Origin of the sequence: Streptomyces albicerus (assembly GCF_008905045.1) — a bacterium.
In the GTDB taxonomy this organism is placed as follows: Bacteria; Actinomycetota; Actinomycetes; order Streptomycetales; family Streptomycetaceae; genus Streptomyces; species Streptomyces albicerus.
This window is the reverse complement of record NZ_VWMY01000019.1, coordinates 114,704-136,330: the sequence shown is the minus strand read 5'-3', so window position 1 is coordinate 136,330 and position 21,627 is coordinate 114,704. Positions and strand designations below refer to the sequence as shown.

Here is a 21,627-nt window from a genome sequence, read left to right as displayed (position 1 = left end):
TGTTGCTCGGAAGTACGCTTCACTCAGCGTCCGACCGGGCATCGAACTGTTATTCAACCATGTCAGTCAGGTGATGTTCGGGTGTGCGTTCCCTGGCGCGAGGTGGCTGTCGGAGGCCTCGGTGGACAGGGTGGCGGCGGCCAACGTCGAAGTCAGGTCTGGGCGTTGGGCTGGGCCGTTACAGTGGGGACCGCCGTATTCGACGCGTCGGAGCAGACCTTGGCGAACCTGTCCCACCTCGAGGAGATCTTCTCTGGCGAAGGCACTCGGCCGATGCGGTTGCCGCGCTGGCAGGCCGGCGGTTCACCCGCGGGTTTGACGGTCACCTTGATCGCTGACTACACGTTTCCGGCCCGGGCCTGGCTGCCGGCGGCGGCGCTCGTGGCGTTGCTGGGGGAGTTCGACGTGGCCGCCGGAGCCGCCCGTACGACGATCAGCAGGCTGGTGCGTCGAGGGGTGCTGGAGGGCAGTCGGCAGGGGCGGTACAGCTCGTACCGGCTGACACGGGAGGCCGCTGTCGATCTGTGGAGCGGCGGTGCGTCGATCGCCACGTTCACCACGCAACCCGACTCATGGGACGGATGGTGGACCCTGGTCGCCTTCTCCGTGCCGGAACGGGAGAGCACGCGACGGCGTGCGCTGCGCACAGCGCTGCGGTGGCGGGGGTACGCGCCGCTGTACGACGCGGTCTGGGCGTCGCCGCACCCCCTCACCCCCAAGGGGCGTGCCGAACTGGCCGACTTGGCGCTGGGAGCGGTGAGCGTGTTCCGCGCGCGACAGGTGGATCTCGAGACGGAGGCCAACCGCAACCCGATCGAGGCATGGGACCTGCCCGGCATCGCCGACCAGTACGAGATCTTCATCCGGCGGTGGAGCAGCCTGCTGCCCCGTATCAGTGCTGGCGGCGTCACCGGCGCCGCGGCGGTGCGCGCCCGCACCGAGGTGATGAACACCTACCGCCACTTCCCGGTGCTGGACCCCCTGCTGCCCATCGATCTGCTGCCGGCCGACTGGCCTCGGTCCCGAGCGCGGGAAGTGTGCGTCGCGGTGTACGACGGTCTGGCCCAACCGGCCCAGGAACACGTCCGTTCGGTGGCGGCCCGGTCCACGGACGGTCCGCACCTCGACATCCGTGCCCACACGATCGCCGGCATGAGTGCTGGTATCGGTCACAGCCACGGCTGACGGCCCGACGGCCTACCCCTGAGTTCAAAGGGATTTGGGTCGCAGCGATTGACAGATGAGGGTCCGATCGCGACTCTTCTGTCATTCGAAGCGATGTGGGAGCGTTCACAGTCAGGTGGCGCGCACAGAGCAGATCGCATGCATCGCTCCTCGCCGCCTCGGGCCTTTGTACCTCCGCATCAGTGGTGACAGGAGGCATCTCCATGCGTGAGTTACGGCCGGTCGGCTCGACAGTTGCGGTGGTTCCCGGACCAGCGTGCGAGTTGGAGCCCTCGGCGACCAGCTGCACAGCAAAGGACTGGAGTCCGGCATCTGCGCGGTGCCGGCGGACAAGACCTGCGCGCCGTACTTCAACACGTACCCGATGGCCAACGCAGCCCGGGCATGCGCAGGACGCCCGCTACGGCCGGGGCATGCCGGAGGTCGGCCGCCCCGGCCTGACTGACACGGAACTGCGCAGCCACTTCGTCCTGTGGACCACGATGTCCGCACCGCCGCTCGTGGGCAGCGATGTGTGCAGCGCGTCGGCGGCAACGCTGAGCATCCTCAAGAACGCCGATCCCTGTTCAACCAGAGCAGCCGTTCGCGATGTCTGTTCGGTCACCACCGGAGCGATCAAGGGGTGGGCCGCTCGCTCGGAAGGTGGTGCACGCGCCCATGGCAGTGTCACGAAGGCGGCTTCTGGCGCTGGGCGCCGGAGCGGCCGCCGGAGGGTTCGGGCTGGCCGGCTGCGGGTTGCAGCGCTCGCTCGGCGACTCGGATGAGATCACGCTGTGGACCTGGGACCGGTCGGTGAGCGACGAGCTGGTCGCCCGGGCCGAGGCGAAGGGCATTCCCGGGGCCGAGGGCTTCAGACTCAGTCGCACCAACATCGGCGGCCACTTCAACACCAAGGTGCGTACCGCGCTCGCCGGCAAGTCCCTGGTGCCGGACATCATCGGCATCAACTCCGACGTGGCCACCTACTTCCCCAACCAGGACGTGTTCGTCGACCTGAACGACTTCGGCGCGGCCGAGCTGAAGAGCCGGTACCTGGACTGGAAGTGGAACGAGTGCATCACGCCCGAGGGCCGGATGATCGCGTTCCCCATGGACACCGGCCCCACCGGGCTGTTCTACCGCGCCGACCTGCTTCAGGAAGCCGGGATCACCACCGACCCGAAGGAGCTGGCCGCCCGGGCCCCGGGCTGGGACGGCTTCATCGCCCTGGGCAAGGAGCTGCAGAAGTCCCGGGAGCGCGCGGTGATCTGCCCCAACATCCACCACGTCTGGGACATCCGGCTGGGCCAGCTGGCCAGCAAGTTCATGACCGAGGACGGCCGGTACATCGGCGACCGGGACGAGCTGCGCGAGGCATTCGAACTGGCCTACCGGATCGGCAAGGACGGCCTGTCGGCCGGCGCCCCGGAAGGCTCCACCGACTTGTACGGCGTGGTCACCAGCGGCCGCCAGCCGGTCGGCATCGGCGCGGTGTGGTGGGGCTTCGCCTTCCCGGAGTCGGCCGCGCCGAAGACCGAGGGCAAGTGGCGGGTGGCCGACCCGCCCGGTGGCGCCGGCAACGTCGGCGGCTCCTTCCTGGCGATCACCAAGTACTCCAAGAACCCCGAGGCGGCCTACAAGTTCATCACCTGGCTGCAGTCTCCGGAGAACCAGGTCAAGGCGTTCACGGAGATGTCGTTGTTCCCGTCCTCCCCGCGCTCCTTCACGAGGCCGGAGATGCGTGAGCCTCGGCCCTTCTACGGCGGGCAGCGCACCATCGAGGTGTTCGGCCCGTCGGCGCGGCAGGTCAAGACCGTCTACAAGAGCCCGTACGACCGGGTGATGGACCCCGTCTTCGCCGCCGAGCTCGCCAACGTGGAGTCCGGCAAGAACGTCGACACGGCATGGAGGGACGCCCAGGACACCATCGAGCGCGAACTCACCCGCGAGGGGGCGATCTGAATGGGCCGCGCCGATGCGCTGCGCGGGAAGACCGTCGAGCGGCGCGGGAGCGCCGCCAAGCCGCCGCCGGACGGGTCCAAGCCGCTGCCCGGCTGGCGCCGCTACTGGCCGATGTACACGGCGGTCTCCCCCTTCTTCATCCTCTTCGCCGTATTCGGCATCTTCCCGGTCGGCTTCTCCATCTACCTGTCGTTCATGTCGTGGGACGGCATCGGAGAGACGCAGTCGATCGGCTGGGAGAACTACGCGTACCTGGTGACCGACTCCGACTTCTGGCAGTCGATCGGCAACACCCTGATCATCTGGCTCCTGTCCACTGCCCCGATGATCTTTCTGGCGCTGGTCATCGCCTACGCGCTGCACACCGCCGTGCGGTTCAAGGCGTTCTACCGGGTGGCCTACTTCGCCCCGAACATCACCTCGATCGTGGCGATGACCCTGGTGCTCGGCTCGATCTTCAGCGACAGCTCCGGGCTGTTCAACAGCGCGCTGCGGGCGATCAACGCCGGCGAGGTCGGCTGGCTGTCCGACCCGTGGGCGATGAAGGTCTCCGTGGCGGCGATCACCACTTGGCGGTGGGTCGGCTACAACGCCATCATCTGCCTGGCCGGCCTGCAGGCCATCTCCAGCGACGTGTTCGAGGCGGCCAAGGTCGACGGCGCCAACAGCCGCCAGACCTTCTTCCGGATCACCATCCCGATGCTCCGCCCGGTGATCCTGTTCGTCGCCGTCACCTCCACCATCGGCGGGCTGCAACTGTTCACCGAGCCGCAGGTGCTGTTCCCGGTGGACGACAACGGGAACGTCGGCGGGCCCGGCGGCGAGGCCACCACCATCGTGCTCTACCTGTACCAGCAGGCGTTCATCTTCAACCGGTTCGGCTATGGCGCGGCCGTCGGCTGGGCGCTGTTCCTCCTGATCGCGGTGTTCTCCGTCATCAACTGGCGGCTGATCGGCGGCCGCGACGAGGACACGATCGGCACCGGCAAGCGGAAGGGGAAGTCCCGTGCGCGCTGAGACGGCCGCGAGGTCGCGGACGATCGTGGGCCACACCGTGCTCCTGCTCGGCGTGCTGATCACGATCTTCCCGTTCTACTGGATGTTCGTGATGGCCTCGAACACCACCGGGGACATCTTCGCCTACCCGCCCAAGCTGATCCCCGGCCCCCACCTGTGGGAGAACATGAACAAGGTGTTCGACGGGATCGACTTCTGGGGGTCGATGGGCATCACCGTCGTGGCCGCCACAGCCGTGACGTTCCTGGTGCTGCTCTTCGACTCGCTGGCCGCCTTCGCCTTCGCCAAGTACGACTTCCCCGGGCGGAGGGTGCTGTTCTGGATCGTGCTGGCCACCTTCATGATCCCGATGCAGCTGGCGCTGGTGCCGCAGTTCGTCACCCTGGCCTGGCTCGGCTGGGTCGGCTCGCTCAAGGCGCTGATCATCCCCGGTGCGGCCAACGCGTTCGGGATCTTCTGGATGCGCCAGTACGCGCAGGGCGCGATCGCCGACGAGCTGATCCAGGCGTCGAGGGTCGACGGGGCCGGGTTCTTCCGCCAGTGGTGGACGGTGGGGCTGCCGGTGCTTCGCCCGGGGCTGGCGTTCCTGGGGATCTTCACCTTCTTCCACATCTGGAACGACTACCTGTGGCCACTGATCGTGATGACCGACCCGGGCAAGGTGACGCTGCAGGTGGCCGTGCAGCAGCTGAACGGCATCTACACCACCGACCAGTCGATGGTCATCGCCGGAGCGCTCATGTCGGTGATCCCGCTGATCGGGGTCTTCCTGATCGGCTCGCGCCACTTCATCGCCAACCTGGCCGCCGGCGCCATGAAGTTCTGAATAAGCACGCGCAGGGTCGGCGCCTTGCGAAAGCAGTCTCCGCACCTGCGTCGAATTCTTCAGTCACGAGTCCTGCCCCCACACAGGAGGATCAATGAAACGATTCACCAAGGTCTGGACAGCCGGGGCCACAGCCGTTCTCCTGTCCGTCGCGACTCCGACGCTCGCAGGAGACGCGGGTGCCGAGACGGCGACGGACGGCGTCGCGGCGGCCGCCAGACCGATGGAGAACCTCGGCCGCGGCGTCGTGGCCGTGCGGTCGAGCACCACCAGCGTTCTCGTCTCCTGGCGGCTGCTGGGGCTCGATCCGGACGGCATCGGGTTCAACGTGTACCGGTCCACCGCCGGGGGTCAGGAGGTCAAGCTCAACTCCGCGGTCCTGACTGGAGGCACCAACTTCACCGACTCCACGGCCGACTCGACCCGGTCCAACAGCTACCGGGTACGGCCCGTGATCAACGGCGCGGAGCAGTCACCGAGCGGCGCCTTCACCCTGACCGCCAATCACGCCGTCGAGCCGGCCCTTCGCGTACCGCTGCGCGCCGGTGGCCCGGTGAAGTTCGTCTGGGTCGGCGACCTCGACGGCGACGGTGAGTACGACTTCGTCCTGGACCGCCAGACATCGCCGCAGACACTCGAGGCCTACAGGAGCGACGGGCAGTTCCTCTGGTCGGTCAACATGGGACCGAACAGCACCAACCAGAACAACATCGAAGGCGGATCGTCCACCATCGACGTCGGACACAACGACGGCGTGACCGTCCACGACCTCGACAGCGACGGCCGCGCCGAGGTCGCCGTGCGGATCGCCAACGGTGTCCGCTTCGGCGACGGCACCACGTACAACGGCTTGCCCAACAACACCCGTCAGGCGATCGCCATCCTCGACGGGGTGACCGGGGCGGCCCGCGCCACCGCGCCGGTGCCCACCGACTACCTGTCCGACGGTCCGATGTACGCGCGCTTCGGTGTCGGCCACCTTGACGGCGCCACCCCCAGCCTGGTCGCGTTCATGAAGAACCGGGTCGGCGACGGCGGGTTCAACCTCATGTTCACCGCATGGCGGTTCACCGGCAGCACGCTGACCCAGCAGTGGAAGTTCCTCCGCGGCAACCAGAACCTGCCCGACGGGCACAACACCCGGGTGATCGACGTGGACGGCGACGGCCGGGACGAGGTCGCCGAGATCGGGTTCGTGCTCAACGGCGACGGCACACTCAAGTACTCGCTGGGGCCACAGGGCGTCGTCCACGGCGACCGCTTCCACATCGCCGACATGGACCCGAACCGGCCGGGCCTGGAGGGCTACGGAGTCCAGCAGGACAACCCCAGCGGTCTGCGCGAGTACTACTACGACGCCGCCACCGGCGCCATGATCTGGCGACACTCCGCGTCGGGCACCGCCGACGTCGGCCGAGGCATGGCCGGCGACATCGACCCACGCTTCCCCGGCATGGAGGTCTGGTCCTTCTCCGGCCTCTACAACGCGCCCACCAACCGCCTCACCGAACCGAACACCTCGCTGCGGCCATGGCCGCAGCTGGGCCTGTGGTGGGACGGCGACATCACGATGGAGCTGCTCAACGACGGCAAGTTCGAGAAGTGGGACCCGAACAACCCCAAACCCACCAACAGCCTGCCGAGGCTGCTCACCACCTCGAACTACGGGGCGGTCGATGCGAGCCAGAACGTCCAGCCCACCTTCTACGGCGACATCCTCGGCGACTGGCGTGAGGAAGCCGTGTACACCAACGCGAGCTACAACCAGCTGATCATCTTCACCACCGATCGCCCGACGAACACAAGGCTGTACACGCTCGCGCACAACCCCGCCTACCGCAACGCCATGACGCTCAAGGGCTACATGCAGTCCCACCACGTCGACTACTTCCTCGGCGCCGGCATGGCCCGGCCACCGCGGCCCAACATCACCTACCCCGGGAGATGACGCTGTGAGAAACGCGAAGTCAGTCAGCCCTGCCCTCCTGTTATCGGTGGTCACGGCGAGCTCCATCGCGATGGTCCCCGGCTCGGCGTCCGCGAGCGATGCGGCGGCCGGGAACACCTACTACGTCGCCCCGAACGGGAGTGACAGCGCAGCGGGTACGCAGGCCGCTCCGTGGGCGTCGATCGCCCGTGCGCAGGCCGTCGCCACGGCGGGTGACACGGTCTATTTCCGGGGCGGCACCTACGCCTACACCCGTGCGAACAGCGCCTGCTCGAGCCAGACCGCCAGAGTCGACGCGATCACCCTGAACAAGAGCGGCAGCTCCGGCAACCCGATCCGGTACTGGGCCCATCCGGGCGAGAAGCCGGTCTTCGACTTCTCACGCATGACGGACAACTGCCGTATCAAGGGCTTCAACGTCACCGGCAGCTGGCTCCACCTCAAAGGACTGGAAGTCACCGGCGTTCGCCAGAACAACAACCAGAACGCCGAGTCCTGGGGAATCTGGGTTTCCGGCAGCAACGACATCTTCGAGCAGATCAACACCCACCACCACATGGGCACCGGCCTGTTCATCAACGGCGGGGCCGGCAACCTCGTCCTCAACTCGGACTCGCATGACAACTACGACCTGCGCAGCAGTGACGGTCCCGGCGAGAACGCCGACGGGTTCGGTGCGCACTACACGCCGGCCGGCCGCGCGGCGAATGTGTTCCGGGGGTGCCGCGCGTGGTGGAACGCCGATGACGGGTTCGACCTCATCTCCACCTACTCGCCCGTGACCATCGAGAACTCGTGGGCCTGGCGCAACGGATACGTGCCGGGGACTACGACGCCCTCCGGCAACGGAGCCGGCTTCAAGTCGGGCGGCTACGGGGGTGACTACCAGGCCAACGCGCCGAAGCACACCGTCCGCTCCTCGGTGGCGTTCCTCAACAAGGCGGCCGGCTTCTACGCCAACCACCACCCGGTGGCCAACGACTTCTTCAACAACACCGGCTACGGAAACAACCCCAACTTCAACATGCGGGGAGTCGATTCGAGCGGCGCCGCCGTCGGCCGGGGCAACCTGCGTAACAACATCGCCTACACCGGAACGCCGACGTCGTACATGACCGGCACGAACGCCGCGTACAACTCCTGGAACCTCGGCGTCCCCCTGTCGGACTCCCAGTTCCAGAGTGTGTCGACGTCCGGCTGGGACGCGCCCCGCCAGAGCGACGGAAGCCTGCCCGTGCTGCCCCACCTCCGCCTCGCGGCGAGCAGTGCCCTGATCGACAAGGGCACCAACGTGGGACTGCCCTTCAGTGGAAGTGCGCCGGACCTCGGCGCCTTCGAGAGTGATGGAAGGTGACATCTTGAGATACACAACGCGTGTCGTCTCGAAGTACTGGAAGTTGGCCGCGGCCGCCTTGTTGTCCGTGTCCTTAGCAGCGCCGGTCTGGGCGGGCACCGCGTCGGCGGAGGCACCGGCACAACAGACATCGACGGCGCAGACATCGACAACGGAGCTACAAGCCCAGGGCGCCGCTGCTGGACCGGTGGCGGATCGCGGTCTGAAGTACCTGGTGTCCGAGTACGAGACCCGCACTCCGTCGAAGTACACGGCGGGCTCCTGGAAACCCTTCGCCAAGGCGTTGCGTTCCGCGGACGCCGTAGCCGACGACACATCGGCCACCAAGCCGGAGGTCGCCGAGGCGAAGACGGCCCTGATGAACGCCGCCGGCGATCTGCAGGCTGCCGACGAGGGCACGTTCCAGACGATCACGAACAACACCTTCTGGAACGACACCAGCGGCAACCCCATCTACTCGCAGGGCGGTGGGGTCTTCAAGTTCGGTGACACCTACTACTGGTACGGCGTGCACTACCTCGGCGCCGAGTCCTACCGGGCCAATCCGACGAGGAAGTACGACGGCGAGGTCAGTTTCAGGTCCATCCCGGTGTACTCGTCCAAGGACCTGGTGAACTGGAAGTTCGAGAACCGGGTCGCGACGCGGTCGACCCCGATCCAAAACGGCGCCACCCTCGGTCAGGCAGGGTGGGTCGGGCGGCTCGGGATCTCGTACAACGAGAACACCGGCAAGTACGTGCTCGCCGTCCAGGCCTACGTCGGAGGCGGGCACGGGGTCCTGCTCCTGCAGGGCGACTCACCCACCGACACCTTCGACTACGGCTACTTCCAGACCCAGATCACCAACTCGCCGACGACCGGCACCGGAGACCAGACCGTCTTCACCGACGACGACGGCAAGGACTACCTGATCTTCTCCAACCGCGAAGGACGGTCGCGCGGCTTCGTGGCCAAGTTCCGGGAGTCCGACTCGCTGCGGATCGAGCCAGGCGTGGAGATCCGCCGCGGCGACGGTCGCGAGGGCAACGCCATGTTCAAGCTCGACGGCAAGTACTACCACGCGGCGTCGGACCTGCACGGCTGGAACACCTCTGTCAACTACGTCAATGAGTCGACCAGCAGCAACGTCCAGGGCTCCTACAGCAGCGAGTACGTCTTTGCCGGCACCGAGATGGACTACAGCCACGTGACCCAGACCGGGTTCTTCGTGACGGTCAAGGGCACCAAGCAGAACACGGTGATCTACGCCGGCGACCGCTGGGCCGACTTCGCCTGGAACGGCATCGGCTACAACCAGTGGGTGCCGATCACCAAGACCGGCGCGCGGCCGCAGTTCCACTCGGTGAGCCAGTGGCAGTTCAACGTCACGACCGGAGAGTGGCGCGTCGGGCCGGCGAACAACTACATCCTCAACCCCGACATCCAGGCCGACCGCATCATCGTCTCCAGTGTGCGCGGATGGCGGAACCTCGGCGGTTCGGTGACCAACGTCAACGGCGGTGTGAACGGGTCTCGCTTCGCCCTCCAGGTGAGCAACAGCGGCGGTGTCGAGCAGCGGATCGCGTCGGTGCCCGCAGGCAACTACACCCTGGGCCTGCACGCTCGGGGTAGTGCCGGACAGGTCGTGATCACCGACGCCAACGGCAGCCAACGCACCCTCAACATCCCGTCGTCGAGCGGCTGGGCCAAGCGCGAGCTCACCGGCATCCAGCTGCCCAGTGGGGCCGCCACCGTTACCGTGCGGGCGTCGGGTTCGGGCGGCGTCGTCGTCGACCAGCTCTCACTCGTCAAGACCTCTCCCGACACGCCACCGCCTCCGGGGCGTTACGAGGCAGAGACCGCTCCGGCGCAGTGCCGGGGCACGATCGACTCGAATCAAGCCGGCTATTCCGGTAGCGGGTTCTGCAACGGCGACAACGCTGTGGGGGCCTTCGCGGAGTTCACCGTGAACTCCGAGACCGCCCGTACGGCGACGCTGGGGATCCGGTTCGCCAATGGCGCCACTACCGGTGCGAGGCCGGCGAACCTCGTCGTCAACGGATCCACGGCAGGGGCGCTTTCGTTCGAGTCCACCGGTGCGTGGACGACGTGGACGACCAAGACCGTGACGGTCTCGCTGAACGCCGGCAGCAACACCATCCGGCTGGATCCGACCACGGCAACCGGACTGCCCAACGTCGACTACCTCGATGTCGGCTGACTGACATCCCGTGCTCTGCCGGTCTTTGCGACCGGCAGAGCGCACGGAACAGCCCATGCCGCCCGTACGTGACATCGTCAGGAGAAGGACATGAGCAGAACGCGTCTGCCGCGCGTCATCGCGGGCACGACGACGTTGGTGACCATGGTGTCCGCGAACGTACTCATGGTGCCCCATCCGGCCCACGCGACGTTCGGAACCGCGGACATCAAGCCGATCGAAAGCAATATCGCCGCCAAGCCCTGGGCCTCGGCGACCGCCGCCACCGGTTCGTCGAACGCCGGGCTGGCCATCGACGGCGACCCGACGACCTCGTGGCACCCGGATCGTGGCGGCGCCCGTCAGTGGCTCACCGTCGACCTCGGTGGGGCCTACGACAACCTGCGCAAGGCCAAGGTGCTGTTCCCGGACCGCGGCGTGGCCCACCGGTACGTCCTCGAGGCGTCATCCGACGGCCGCCGGTGGAAGACCATCGCCGACAGGTCCCACAACAAAGCCGTATCGCGAGGCGAAGTGCACCTGTTCACCCGGCCGGGAACGCGCTTCGTCCGGCTGATGTTCACCGGTGGGTCGGACCGTACCCGGGCCGGTGTCAGCGAGCTGCAAGTCTTCAACTACCTGCGCGACGACCTCACCCTCGGCGCCGATCTGTCCTGGGTGGACGACTTCCAGGACCGGCAGTACTGGGTCGACCCGTTGGCCCCGGACCGCGGTGCCGGGCCACACCTGCTCGACGTGGCCAAGGACCGCGGCATCGAGTACAGCCGGCTGCGGATATTCAACGAGCCGCGCAGCGAGAGCACCGGTGAACCGACGCCGATACCGCGCCAGGGGCCGGAGCGTTCCCTGGTCTCCGCGCAGTGGATCAAGCAGCGGGGCATGGGCCTCGGAATCGACTTCCACTACGCGGACTCATGGGCGGACCCGAGCAAACAACCGAAACCACGCGACTGGGCCGAGCTGGAATTCCCGGACCTGTCCCAGGCCGTGTACGACCACACCGCCGACTATCTGGACCGGCTGATCCAGCAGGGCACCACGCCGGGGAAGGTGGCCGTCGGCAACGAGATCATCAATGGTTTCATGTACGGCAGCGAGGCCGCCCACATCGGCACGACGACTCCGCCGTACTTCGTCGACCAGGCCGACATCTACCAGTCGAAGCCCGGCGGTGGCCTGCTGTGGAAGTACTGGCGGTCGACGGACCCGGGGGAGCAGCAGCTGTACGACCAGGCCTGGGACCGGTTCACCACCCTGGCCGCTGCCGGGATCAAAGCCGTACGCGACGCGTCGCCGACATCCAAGGTCGAGATACACGTCATCGTCGACAAGGACAAGCTCGCCAAAACCATGGAGTTCTGGCACCAGTTCCTCACCCGGGTGAAGGCAAAGGGTCAGAACCCTGATGTGCTGGCCATCTCGTACTACCCGGAGTGGCACGGTACGCCCGAGGCGCTGGATCTCAATCTGAACACCATGGCCACCACCTATCCCGACTACGAAATCGACATCGCGGAAACCGCCTATCCCGCCTCGGGCGGCGACGGCTCGCCGTTGCCCAACTCGCCCTTCCCGCGAACGATTCAGGGCCAGGCGGACGCTGTCCGGAGGGTATTCCAGGCCGCCAACGACGTGGTCGACAACCGAGGTTCAGGTGTGCTGGTGTGGGAGCCGGCTGGCTACCAGCCGATGTTCCGGGCCGTGCCCGGGCTGGCGAACACGTGGGAGCCGCACGCGTCCATCAACGTCTTCAACGCCAGCCGCGCCAAGCACATCCTCCAGGACACCATCTACACCGCCACCGTGGTGGGCGCCGCCCCGAAGCTGCCCTCCTCCATCCGCATGCTCACCACCGCCAACAACACGATCACCAGCGTCCCCGTCCGCTGGCAGTCGTTGCCACCTGGCGCGACCGACAGGCCGGGTGAGGTGACAGTCACCGGGATGACCGACACAGGACCGGTCACGGCGGTCATCGACGTCGTTCCCAGACGCGGCGAACACGACTTGACCACCTCATAGCCTCCATCGCCAAGCGAAGGACCAGGAGGCGGAGGGATTGTAAGACCGCGTACCCGTACACCACGGCCGACCACGACGGCACCGGCGCCATCACCCTTCACAACAGTGTTCCGGTCACTCGGCCCCCCCGCCGGGCACAGGCCGTCTTCGACCCGAACGGCCGCACCAACCCCAACATCCGGTGGCTCCCCTGACAAACCGCACAACGCTCCTGCCCCCCGCGGGTGGCAGGAGCACCCACACCCGCTTTCGCGCCGCGCGTCCAGTCGACCTGCCGCCGACTGGACGCACCCGGCAACGGGCCCAGCCGAACTCCAACCGCTACACCCATCCCTGCACCCAAGGAGTCATCCATGACCATGCAACGACGGACATTCCTCAGCATGAGTGCGGCCGGAGCGACGGGCCTGGGCCTGTCCCTGCTCGGCGCAGGACAGGCACCGGCCGCCGTCGGGCCGCTGGACACGGCGCCGACCACGCCGTTTGCGGTCGGCGTGCGCCGGTACAACTGGACCCGCGGCAGCCGCCCGTGCACCACCTACGTCTACTACCCGGCCACCGGCACCCCCGGCGGCAACCCGGTGACCGACGCCCCCGTCGCCAACGGCGTCTTCCCCGTCTACAACATGACCCACGGCTTCCAAAGCAGCCCGCAGAACTCCCTGTTCATCATCCGGGCCCTGGCCGCGGCAGGTTTCATCGTCCCCGCCCCGCACTTCAACCACAACTTCACCGACGTCAGAAACGGCAACACCTCCAAGGACGTCTCGCAGATCATCACCAACACCCTCGCGCTCAACGCGAGCGGTCCGCTGGCCGGGCACATCAACACCGGTATCGGCGTCGGCGTCTCCGGCCACTCCCTGGGCGGCATGGTCACCCACGGCCTGCTCACCTCCTGGCCCGACAGCCGGATCATCTCCGCCAACCCGCAGTCCTGCGAGGACATGGGCAACCCGTCCTCCTCCGTCAACGCCAAGGTCCTCTTCGTCCACGGCGACCGGGACTCGACCACGCAGTACTCCTCCGCCCGGCAGGCGTACACCGAGATGACCTGGCCCAAGGCATTCCTCACCTTCGTCGGCGGCAGCCACACCAGCTTCTGGAGCGACCAGCGCTTCCCGAGGACCGTCGTCGACTGGGCCCGCTGGACCATGTACGGCGACACCGCCGCACGCGACCGCCTCCCCGCCGACGCGTCCGGGTCCAACACCAGGTGGGAAGCCCAGCTGGGTGACTCACCCGGCGGCCCGGCCGCCTACACCCTGGTGGCCCAGCACAGCGGCAAGGCCGCCGACATCTACGAGGCCTCCGCCGCTGCCGGCGCCCGGCTCGTCCAGTGGACCACCAACAGTCGCTCCAACCAGCAGTTCGAATTTGTGGACGCCGGCGACGGTCACGTCCGCGTCAAGGCCCGGCACAGTGGCCTGTTCCTCCAGCCCACGGGCACCGCGACCGGCGCGGACGTCGTCCAGCAGGCCGACACCGGCGCCACCGGCCAGCAGTGGCGCGTGGTCGACCATGGCGGTGACGTGATCAGCCTCGTCAACCGGGAGTCCGGCCTGGCCATGGATGTCTGGGAGCACTCGACCGCCGACGGCGCCCGCATCTCCCAGTGGACCTACGCCGGCAACCCCAACCAGCGCTTCACCCGCCGCCGCGTCTGACCCGAGACCTGCCGGAGCACCGCTCGGGCAACAGGGCGGGCGGTGCTCCGACATGGCGCCGACAACTCTTCGCGATCACATTGGACGGGCCTTTCCACGATCCGACCTCACCGCGACGTCCGCGCAGACGCCGCATCGCATTCGTTCTCGTCGGCGCAATGATCGCGGACCCGATCGCGCACCCGGGCCAGCAGGGCGTCGGCCAAGCGGGCGGTGCCGCCGTCGATCTCGTAGAAGCGGGTGCCGGGGGCCCTGTGGTTTTCGTCAACCCAGGTCACGAACGTTGCCTAGCGCCAAACCAGCGGTCCGGGTCACACTGACAGCGTGGACGTGGATCACATGGGCGACCCCGGGTTCTTCGGCCCCGACTCGGTCACCTGGCAGGTACACAGCGACCCGATGATGTGGGTCGCCGGGATCCGCGCGCTCTACCTCCAGGCCCTGCACCCGCGCACGGTCCGCGGCGTCATGCAGAACTCCGACTTCCGCAAGGACGCCTGGGGCCGGCTGATGCGTACGGCCGACTTCGTCGGCACGATCACGTATGGGACGCAGGAGGCTGCTGAGAAGGCTGGTGCCCGAGTGCGGAAGATTCACACGATGCTCACGGCGACCGACCCCGACACGGGGGAGAGGTACCGGATCGACGAACCCGAGCTGCTGCTGTGGGTGCACTGCGCCGAGATCGACTCCTACCTCCATGTCGCACGCCGCTCGGGTTTCCGGCTCACGGACGCGCAGGCCGACCGCTACATAGACGAACACCGCGTCAGCGCCCGGCTGGTGGGGCTCGACCCCGCCGAAGTGCCTTCTGACCAGGCAGAACTGGCCGAGTACTTCGAGAAGATACGTCCCGAACTGGCCGCGGGACCGGAGACACGGGAGGTCGACGACTTCCTGCGCCGGCCGCCGATCCACCCGCTGCTCGTGCCGGCGCGCGCTCTGTTGTGGCGGTGGGTGGCGCACGTGGCGTACGCCTCGCTGCCGTCGTACGCCCATGAGTTGTACGGCAGATCCATACGGTCGCCCGGCACGGTGACGCGGCAACTGCGTCTCACCGGCACCGTGTTGCGCTGTGTTCCCGCACGTCTGCGCTGGCAACTGCCGCCCAAACACATTATCCGCGCCATGTCACGGCTCGGACCCGGCTCGCGCCCGGCACCGTACAAACTCGGACGATAGCTCGCCATACTGGACGAGCCAGGGGAGGGCGGGGCTGAGTGACGGGGGCGATCGCAGCAGATGGGGGAGACCAGGCTGATCCAGGGCCGGTACCGGTTGCTCGACCTGATCGGTCGAGGCGGCATGGGCGAGGTGTGGCGTGCCCGGGACGAGTCGCTGGGCAGACAGGTCGCCGTCAAGTGCCTCAAACCGCTGGGCCACCACCACGACCAGTCCTTCACCCGCGTTCTGCGGGAACGGTTTCGCCGCGAGGCCCGGGTGGCCGCGGCCCTCCAGCACCGCGGGGTGACCGTCGTCCACGACTTCGGCGAGTCCGACGGCGTGCTGTATCTGGTGATGGAGCTGCTGGACGGGCGCAACCTCAGCCAGCTCCTGGAGGACAACAAGCATCACCCGCTGCCGGTCGCCGACATCGTCGACATCGCCGAGCAGGCGGCCGCCGCCCTCGCATACACCCACCAACAGGGCATCGTGCACCGCGACCTGAAGCCCGCGAACATCATGCGGCTCGGCGACGGCACGGTGAAGATCTGCGACTTCGGCATCGCCCGCCTCGGCCACGACATCGGTTTCACCTCGCGGCTCACCGGCACCGGCATCGCCATGGGCACCCCGCACTACATGTCGCCGGAGCAGATCGGCGGCGACCACGTCGACCACCGCAGCGATCTGTATTCGTTCGGCTGCGTGCTTTACGAGATCGCCACCGGCGCCCCGCCGTTCGACCTCGACGACGCGTGGGCGGTCCTCGTCGGGCACCGGGACACGACTCCTGAGCCGCCGCGCAGCCATCGCGCCGAACTCCCCGACTTCCTGGACCGGATCATCCTCGACCTGCTGGCCAAGGAACCCGGTCAGCGACCGCACGACGCCCGGGAGCTGGGCCGCCGCCTCGGCACGGGCCGCACCGCATCGGCCTACGTTCCGACGGTCGTGTCGCCACCCGTGGCACGCACGCCGGCCGAGCAGCCTGCCTCGCGCGAAGCGCGCCTGCCGTCCTGGACCCGCGGGATGACCACCGGCCACAAGGCGACCGGCGCCGGACTGCGCACCACACCGCCGGACGCCGCCGCGGGCCTCACCGGCGACTGGATCGCCCGGACCGACACACGCGGCGCCCAGGAACCGGTGGCCGCCGAACGGCCCACCCCGTCACCGGAGTTGATCACCACCCTCACCGGCCGCCACAACGCGGGACTGAGCCTGGGGCGGCTCGGCCGCTGGGCGGAGGCCGGCGAGGTGCACCGCGCGGTGGCCGCCGAACGCGAGCATGCCCTCGGGCCCGACCACCCCGACACGCTGGCCAGCCGCTACGAGGTCGGCTTCACCCTCAGCCGCACCGGCCGCCCCGCCGACGCGCTGCGCGAGTACGCGCACGTGGCCCAGTCCAGGGAGCACGTGCTCGGCCCCGACCATCCGGACACGCTGGCCGCGCGCCAGGAAATGGCGTACGTACTGGGCCAGCTGGGTCGCCATTTCGATGCGCACCAGGTCTACACGACCGTGCTCGCCGCCCGGGAACGCGCCATGGGACCCGACCACCCCGACACCCTGCGCTGCCGCCACAACCTCGCCTTCAACCTCAGCAGGCTCGGGCGCCTGGAGGACTCGTACCGCATGGCGAGCGAGGTGGCCACGGGCCGTGCCCGGGTGCTCGGCGCGAACCATCCCGACACGCTCGTCACGCGGTACGAAGTGGCGTACGCGCTCGGCCAGTTGGGCCGCTGGCTGGAGGCGCTGCAGACGTACCAGGAGGTCGCCGAGGCGCGGGCGCAGGCGCTCGGGCCCGACCATCCGGACACGCTCGCCGCGCGCTACGAGGTCGGCATCAGCCTCGGGCGGCTCGGCCGTAGCGCCCAGGCGCTCGAGCTGTACCGCGGCCTCATCGACGACCGCACCCGTGTCCACGGCCCCGCCCACCCCGAGACGCTGCGCGCCCGGCACGGCCTCGGCGTCAACCTCGGCCGGCTCGGCCGCTGGGAGGAAGCGCTGGCGGAGTCCCGTGACGTGTGCGCGATCCGTGAGCGCGTACTCGGTGCCGACCATCCGGACACACTGGTCAGCCGTCGTGAGGTCGCCGTCGGCCTCGGCTGGCTCGGGAGGTGGGCCGACGCCCTCACGGAGTACCGCCAGGTGGCTGCCGCGCGTGAGCGTGTGCTGGGTGCCGATCATCCTGATGCTCTGGCCAGCCGCAATGACGAGGCCCACTGTTTGGAGCAGCTCGGGCGGGGGGCGGAGGCGGTTGAGCTGTATCGGAGGGTGGCGGCTTTACGCCAGCGGGCGTCCGGGGCTCGCTGAGCCCCGCGCTTTCCTTTCCCGAAACTGGGGCTGCGCCCCAGACCCCGGTCGTTCGCAGGTGCGGGTTGTCCGTGGCCGGGCGCGCAGTTCCCCGCGCCCCTTGAGGGGCCTGCGGCCCTGTCCCCGGTCGGGCGCCCGCCGGGTGCCGTGTACCTCTGGCCGTTCTAGATCATCGCGTGTTACGAAGGGGCATGGCTGCACATGAGGGACACCGGGAACATGACGTCGTCATCGTCGGCGGGGGGCACAACGGGCTGGTCGCCGCCGCCTATCTGGCCCGGGCCGGGAAGTCCGTCCTGGTTCTGGAGCGGCTGGGGACCACCGGCGGGGCCGCTGTGTCCACCCGGCCGTTCGCCGGTGTCGACGCGCGGCTGTCGCGGTACTCGTACCTGGTCAGCCTGCTGCCCCGGAAGATCGTCCGGGACCTGGGTCTGGACTTTCGGGTCCGTGGCCGCAACGTGTCCTCGTACACCCCCACCGAGCGCGACGGCCGGCCGACCGGACTGCTCGTCGGTGGCGGCGAACGGCGCACCCGGGAGGCCTTCGCCCGGCTGACGGGCTCGGATCGCGAGTACCAGGCGTGGCAGCGGTTCTACGCAATGACCGGCCGGGTCGCCAAGCAGGTGTTCCCCACGCTCACCGAACCGCTGCCCACGCGCGACGAACTGCGCCGCCGCATCGACGACGAGGAGGCCTGGCGGATCCTCTTCGAAGAGCCGCTCGGGGTCGCCGTCGAGGACACCTTCACCGACGATCTCGTACGCGGCGTCGTGCTCACGGACGCGCTCATCGGGACGTTCGCCGACGCCCACGACCCGTCCCTGCGGCAGAACCGCTGCTTCCTCTACCACGTGATCGGCGGAGGCACGGGCGCCTGGGACGTGCCGGTGGGCGGTATGGGGGCGCTCACCGACGCGCTGGCCGGGGCGGCGCGCGGCGCGGGCGCGGTCCTCGCCACCGGGCACGAGGCGGTCCGGGTGCGGACCGACGGACGCGACGCCGAGGTCACGTACCGGACTGAGGACGGAGAAGGGGTCGTCCGGGCCCGGCACGTCCTCGTCAACGCCTCCCCGCAGGAGCTGGCACGGCTCACCGGCGACGAGCCGCCCGCGCCCGCCGAGGGCGCCCAGCTCAAGGTGAACATGCTGCTGAAGCGGCTGCCCCGGCTGCGCGACACGTCCGTCGACCCGCGCGAGGCCTTCTCCGGGACCTTCCACATCGCCGAGGGATACGAGCAGTTGGCGACCGCGCACGCGCAGGCCGCGTCCGGTGCGCTGCCCGAGGCCCCGCCCTCCGAGATCTACTGCCACTCGCTCACCGATCCGACGATCCTCGGCCCGGACCTGGCCCAGCTGGGCTACCACACGCTCACGCTCTTCGGCCTCCACACGCCCGCCCGGCTCTTCGCCCGCGACAACGACGGCGTACGCGAGGAACTGCTGAAGTCGACGCTGGCGCAGCTGGACGCACACCTGGCCGAGCCGCTCGCCGACTGTCTGGCGACCGACGCCGACGGCCGGCCCTGCATCGAGGCGAAGACGCCCCTCGACCTGGAGCGCGACCTGCGGCTGCCCGGCGGCAACATCTTCCACCGCGACCTCGCGTTCCCCTACGCCCAGGAGGGCACCGGCCGCTGGGGCGTGGAGACCGCCCACGCGAACGTCCTGCTGTGCGGTGCGGGCGCGGTGCGCGGCGGCGGGGTGAGCGGGGTGCCCGGGCACAACGCGGCCATGGCGGTGCTCGAAGACCTCGAGGCCCACGGACGGGTGTGACAGCACGAAGCTCAGGGACCGGTGTGACAGCACATGGTTCCGTGGTACTCGGCTTCGAGGCCCGGTTCGGACCAGGGCCAGGGCCTGGGCGTCGGCGGCGGAGTTGTCGGAGGGAGTGATGCTTCGATGGCACGCCTTGTGGTGGACGGGGAAGACATCGTCGTCCGTCTGTCCTGGCGGGAGAAGGCCGCGACCAGGTGCCGGGATGTGCGGATACCGCTGACGGCGGTGAAGGACGTGAGGGTCGAACCGGACTGGTGGCGCGCTCTGCGCGGCGGCCGGCGCCGTGGCCGCTACAGCCCCGGCCGGTTCTGTGTGGGCGAGTGGCAGCATCGCGACGGCCGTGACTTCGTCGCGCTGAACGCCTCCGACCCGGTGGTCTGCGTGGACCTTCGGCGCTCCGCGCCCTTCGCCCGCCTGGCCGTCTCGGTGACGGACCCCGACGAGATCACCCGGACGATACGGACACGGCGGTCCGTCGGCCCATCAGGCATATGAAGTGCAACCCTCTGGTTGCGCCCGATGGGTCGATGTGCAACCATGGAGTTGCATCCGATGGTGACGACGAAGGAGTCCACTGATGGGCGAGGACCGGATCGAACGTGAAACCCTGATTGCGGCATCCCTGGAGCGGGTCTGGTCGCTGGTGGCCCAGCCCGGGTTCTGGGTGGCCGACAAGGCGAGTCTGCCCGGCACGGTGGCCAAGGAGGGCGAGTCGATGGTGGCGAAGAACGCCGAGCACGGGGACTTCCCGGTGCGCGTGGAGAAGGTCGAGCCGCCGACGTACCTGGCGTACCGCTGGACCAGCGCGTTCCCCGGAGAAGAGCTGCGCGAGGACAACAGCACCCTCGTGGAGTTCACATTGACGCAGGAGGGCGACCGGACGCGGCTTCGTGTGGTCGAGAGCGGGTTCGAGGCGCTGGCCGGGTCCGAGGAGCTGCGCAGCCAGAACCTCAAGGACCACACCGCCGGCTGGCCCCTGGAGCTCGACGCGCTCAAGAAGCGCGCCGAACAGCCATCCCAGTGACGGACGAACGCCTCGGCGCCGTCGACGCGGTCGACAGCGTCCTCGGCGCGCTGGCCGACCCGACCCGACGCCGGCTGCTCGATGTGCTCGCCGCGGAGGGCGAGGCCACCGCCACGACGCTCGCCGGACGCCTTCCCGTCTCGCGGCAGGCGGTGGTCAAGCACCTCGCCGTCCTGGACGCCGCCGGGCTGGTGTCCGGCGGCCGGGTCGGACGCGAGGTGCGCTACGCGGTGCGGCCCGCGGCACTGGACGCGACGGCACGGTGGATGGCCGGGCTCGCGGCCGACTGGGATCGGCGGCTGGCGAACATCAAGCGCGTCGCCGAGGCGGCGGAGCAGGAGGAGCGAAGTGGTGACCGATCACAAGACCGGAACACGTGAAGAGTGGCTTGCGGCTCGCCTGGAGCTGCTGGAGGCCGAGAAGGAGCTGACCCGGCGCAGCGACGAACTGGCGCGGCGACGGCAGGAGTTGCCCTGGGTCCGCATCGACAAGGAGTACCGCTTCGAGACCGACGAGGGCGCGGCGTCCCTCGCGGATCTCTTCGCGGGGCGCTCACAACTGCTCATCTATCACTTCATGTTCGGGCCCGACTACAAAGCGGGGTGTCCGTCCTGCTCAGCCATCGCGGACGGCTTCGACGGCTCCGTCGTCCACCTCGCGAACCACGACGTCACGCTCTGCGCGGTCTCGCAGGCTCCACTCGCGAAACTGCAGGAGTACAAGCGGCGAATGGGGTGGAGCTTCCCCTGGGCGTCTTCGTTCGGCGGCGACTTCAAGTACGACTTCCATACGTCGCACACCCAGCAGGAGTGGGAGTCGGGTGCCGTCGAGTACAACTTCCGCACGGTGGATCTTCGGCAGCCGGAGGGTGCGGAGAATCCCGTGCTCGACGACATCGCGTCGAGCGTGGAGACGGACTGGGCGACGTACCGGCGAGAAGGTCCCGGCGTGAGCGCGTTCGTACTCGACGACGGGGGCGTCTACCACACCTACTCGGCGTACGAGCGCGGTGTGGACGGCCTCTGGGGCATGTACCAGTGGCTCGACCGCGCGCCACTCGGTCGCAACGAGACCGGTTTCTGGTGGCGTCGCCACGACGAGTACGAGTCGGCGTGAGGACGCTCATGGGTGATCCGGTGGCGCTGCCGTGACCTGCGCCCGGGCCGGTCTGCCTTCGGCGGACCGGCC

Annotated in this window: 17 protein-coding genes; 16 read left to right on the top strand and 1 reads right to left on the bottom strand. The window is 68.5% G+C overall.

Annotated features, from left to right (window positions below):
- Positions 1-219 precede the first annotated feature (219 nt).
- The 9 genes from GAS53_RS18825 to GAS53_RS18785 all read left to right on the top strand — a co-directional run bounded on the left by GAS53_RS18825 (position 220) and on the right by GAS53_RS18785 (position 14,160).
- Entirely contained in the window at positions 220-1,185 is a 966-nt protein-coding gene (locus GAS53_RS18825; RefSeq protein WP_151478790.1) for a PaaX family transcriptional regulator, read from the top strand.
- A 657-nt stretch (positions 1,186-1,842) separates the two neighbouring features.
- Positions 1,843-3,126, top strand: a complete 1,284-nt coding sequence (locus GAS53_RS18820; RefSeq protein ID WP_151478789.1) for an ABC transporter substrate-binding protein — start codon at positions 1,843-1,845, stop codon at positions 3,124-3,126.
- Positions 3,127-4,143 carry a carbohydrate ABC transporter permease gene (locus GAS53_RS18815; protein ID WP_151478788.1) on the top strand — a complete coding sequence of 339 codons (1,017 nt, stop codon included), beginning with the start codon at positions 3,127-3,129 and terminating at the stop codon, positions 4,141-4,143.
- Positions 4,133-4,969 (top strand): carbohydrate ABC transporter permease, encoded by an 837-nt coding sequence (locus tag GAS53_RS18810; RefSeq protein ID WP_225858980.1) that lies wholly within the window; start codon positions 4,133-4,135, stop codon positions 4,967-4,969. Before GAS53_RS18815 ends, GAS53_RS18810 begins: the two co-directional genes overlap by 11 nt.
- A gap of 94 nt (positions 4,970-5,063) precedes the next feature.
- Entirely contained in the window at positions 5,064-6,917 is a 1,854-nt protein-coding gene (locus GAS53_RS18805) for a rhamnogalacturonan lyase family protein (RefSeq protein ID WP_151478787.1), read from the top strand.
- 46 nt (positions 6,918-6,963) lie between these two features.
- Positions 6,964-8,271 (top strand): right-handed parallel beta-helix repeat-containing protein, encoded by a 1,308-nt coding sequence (locus GAS53_RS18800; RefSeq protein WP_225858979.1) that lies wholly within the window; start codon positions 6,964-6,966, stop codon positions 8,269-8,271.
- 4 nt (positions 8,272-8,275) lie between these two features.
- On the top strand, positions 8,276-10,471 hold the full coding sequence (locus GAS53_RS58785; protein ID WP_450164415.1) for a family 43 glycosylhydrolase: 2,196 nt from the start codon (positions 8,276-8,278) through the stop codon (positions 10,469-10,471).
- A 90-nt stretch (positions 10,472-10,561) separates the two neighbouring features.
- Positions 10,562-12,493: a glycosyl hydrolase 53 family protein gene (locus tag GAS53_RS18790; RefSeq protein WP_151478785.1), complete on the top strand. Its 1,932-nt coding sequence runs from the start codon at positions 10,562-10,564 to the stop codon at positions 12,491-12,493.
- Between the two features lie 353 nt (positions 12,494-12,846).
- Positions 12,847-14,160, top strand: a complete 1,314-nt coding sequence (locus tag GAS53_RS18785; protein WP_151478784.1) for an RICIN domain-containing protein — start codon at positions 12,847-12,849, stop codon at positions 14,158-14,160.
- Positions 14,161-14,267: 107 nt separating this feature from the next.
- Here GAS53_RS18785 and GAS53_RS55215 read toward each other — a convergent pair whose 3' ends face one another.
- Positions 14,268-14,438: a hypothetical protein gene (locus GAS53_RS55215; protein WP_192583168.1), complete on the bottom strand. Its 171-nt coding sequence runs from the start codon at positions 14,436-14,438 to the stop codon at positions 14,268-14,270.
- Positions 14,439-14,499: 61 nt separating this feature from the next.
- Here GAS53_RS55215 and GAS53_RS18780 point away from each other — a divergent pair, with 61 nt between their 5' ends.
- The 7 genes from GAS53_RS18780 to GAS53_RS18750 all read left to right on the top strand — a co-directional run bounded on the left by GAS53_RS18780 (position 14,500) and on the right by GAS53_RS18750 (position 21,555).
- The gene (locus tag GAS53_RS18780; protein WP_151478834.1) at positions 14,500-15,342 is read left to right on the top strand and encodes an oxygenase MpaB family protein; all 843 of its coding nucleotides are present in this window, start codon (positions 14,500-14,502) and stop codon (positions 15,340-15,342) included.
- Positions 15,343-15,402: 60 nt separating this feature from the next.
- Positions 15,403-17,640 (top strand): serine/threonine-protein kinase, encoded by a 2,238-nt coding sequence (locus tag GAS53_RS18775; RefSeq protein ID WP_151478783.1) that lies wholly within the window; start codon positions 15,403-15,405, stop codon positions 17,638-17,640.
- 191 nt (positions 17,641-17,831) lie between these two features.
- Positions 17,832-19,412: a phytoene desaturase family protein gene (locus GAS53_RS18770; RefSeq protein ID WP_151478782.1), complete on the top strand. Its 1,581-nt coding sequence runs from the start codon at positions 17,832-17,834 to the stop codon at positions 19,410-19,412.
- Positions 19,413-19,538: 126 nt separating this feature from the next.
- Positions 19,539-19,910: a hypothetical protein gene (locus GAS53_RS18765; protein ID WP_151478781.1), complete on the top strand. Its 372-nt coding sequence runs from the start codon at positions 19,539-19,541 to the stop codon at positions 19,908-19,910.
- An 82-nt stretch (positions 19,911-19,992) separates the two neighbouring features.
- A complete protein-coding gene (locus tag GAS53_RS18760; protein WP_151478780.1) occupies positions 19,993-20,439 on the top strand; it encodes an SRPBCC domain-containing protein in 447 nt (148 codons plus the stop codon).
- Positions 20,436-20,819 carry an ArsR/SmtB family transcription factor gene (locus GAS53_RS18755; RefSeq protein WP_151478779.1) on the top strand — a complete coding sequence of 128 codons (384 nt, stop codon included), beginning with the start codon at positions 20,436-20,438 and terminating at the stop codon, positions 20,817-20,819. The genes GAS53_RS18760 and GAS53_RS18755 overlap by 4 nt, the downstream gene beginning before the upstream one ends.
- The gene (locus tag GAS53_RS18750; RefSeq protein WP_151478778.1) at positions 20,791-21,555 is read left to right on the top strand and encodes a DUF899 domain-containing protein; all 765 of its coding nucleotides are present in this window, start codon (positions 20,791-20,793) and stop codon (positions 21,553-21,555) included. The genes GAS53_RS18755 and GAS53_RS18750 overlap by 29 nt, the downstream gene beginning before the upstream one ends.
- Positions 21,556-21,627 lie beyond the last annotated feature (72 nt).

Coding starts and splice junctions, on each gene's coding strand:
- GAS53_RS18760 (WP_151478780.1), top strand. CDS start 19,993: ATGGGCGAGGACCGGATCGAACGTGAAACCCTGATTGCGGCATCCCTG.
- GAS53_RS18785 (WP_151478784.1), top strand. CDS start 12,847: ATGACCATGCAACGACGGACATTCCTCAGCATGAGTGCGGCCGGAGCG.
- GAS53_RS18765 (WP_151478781.1), top strand. CDS start 19,539: ATGGCACGCCTTGTGGTGGACGGGGAAGACATCGTCGTCCGTCTGTCC.
- GAS53_RS18820 (WP_151478789.1), top strand. CDS start 1,843: ATGGCAGTGTCACGAAGGCGGCTTCTGGCGCTGGGCGCCGGAGCGGCC.
- GAS53_RS18770 (WP_151478782.1), top strand. CDS start 17,832: ATGGCTGCACATGAGGGACACCGGGAACATGACGTCGTCATCGTCGGC.
- GAS53_RS18790 (WP_151478785.1), top strand. CDS start 10,562: ATGAGCAGAACGCGTCTGCCGCGCGTCATCGCGGGCACGACGACGTTG.
- GAS53_RS18780 (WP_151478834.1), top strand. CDS start 14,500: ATGGGCGACCCCGGGTTCTTCGGCCCCGACTCGGTCACCTGGCAGGTA.
- GAS53_RS18805 (WP_151478787.1), top strand. CDS start 5,064: ATGAAACGATTCACCAAGGTCTGGACAGCCGGGGCCACAGCCGTTCTC.
- GAS53_RS18815 (WP_151478788.1), top strand. CDS start 3,127: ATGGGCCGCGCCGATGCGCTGCGCGGGAAGACCGTCGAGCGGCGCGGG.
- GAS53_RS18775 (WP_151478783.1), top strand. CDS start 15,403: ATGGGGGAGACCAGGCTGATCCAGGGCCGGTACCGGTTGCTCGACCTG.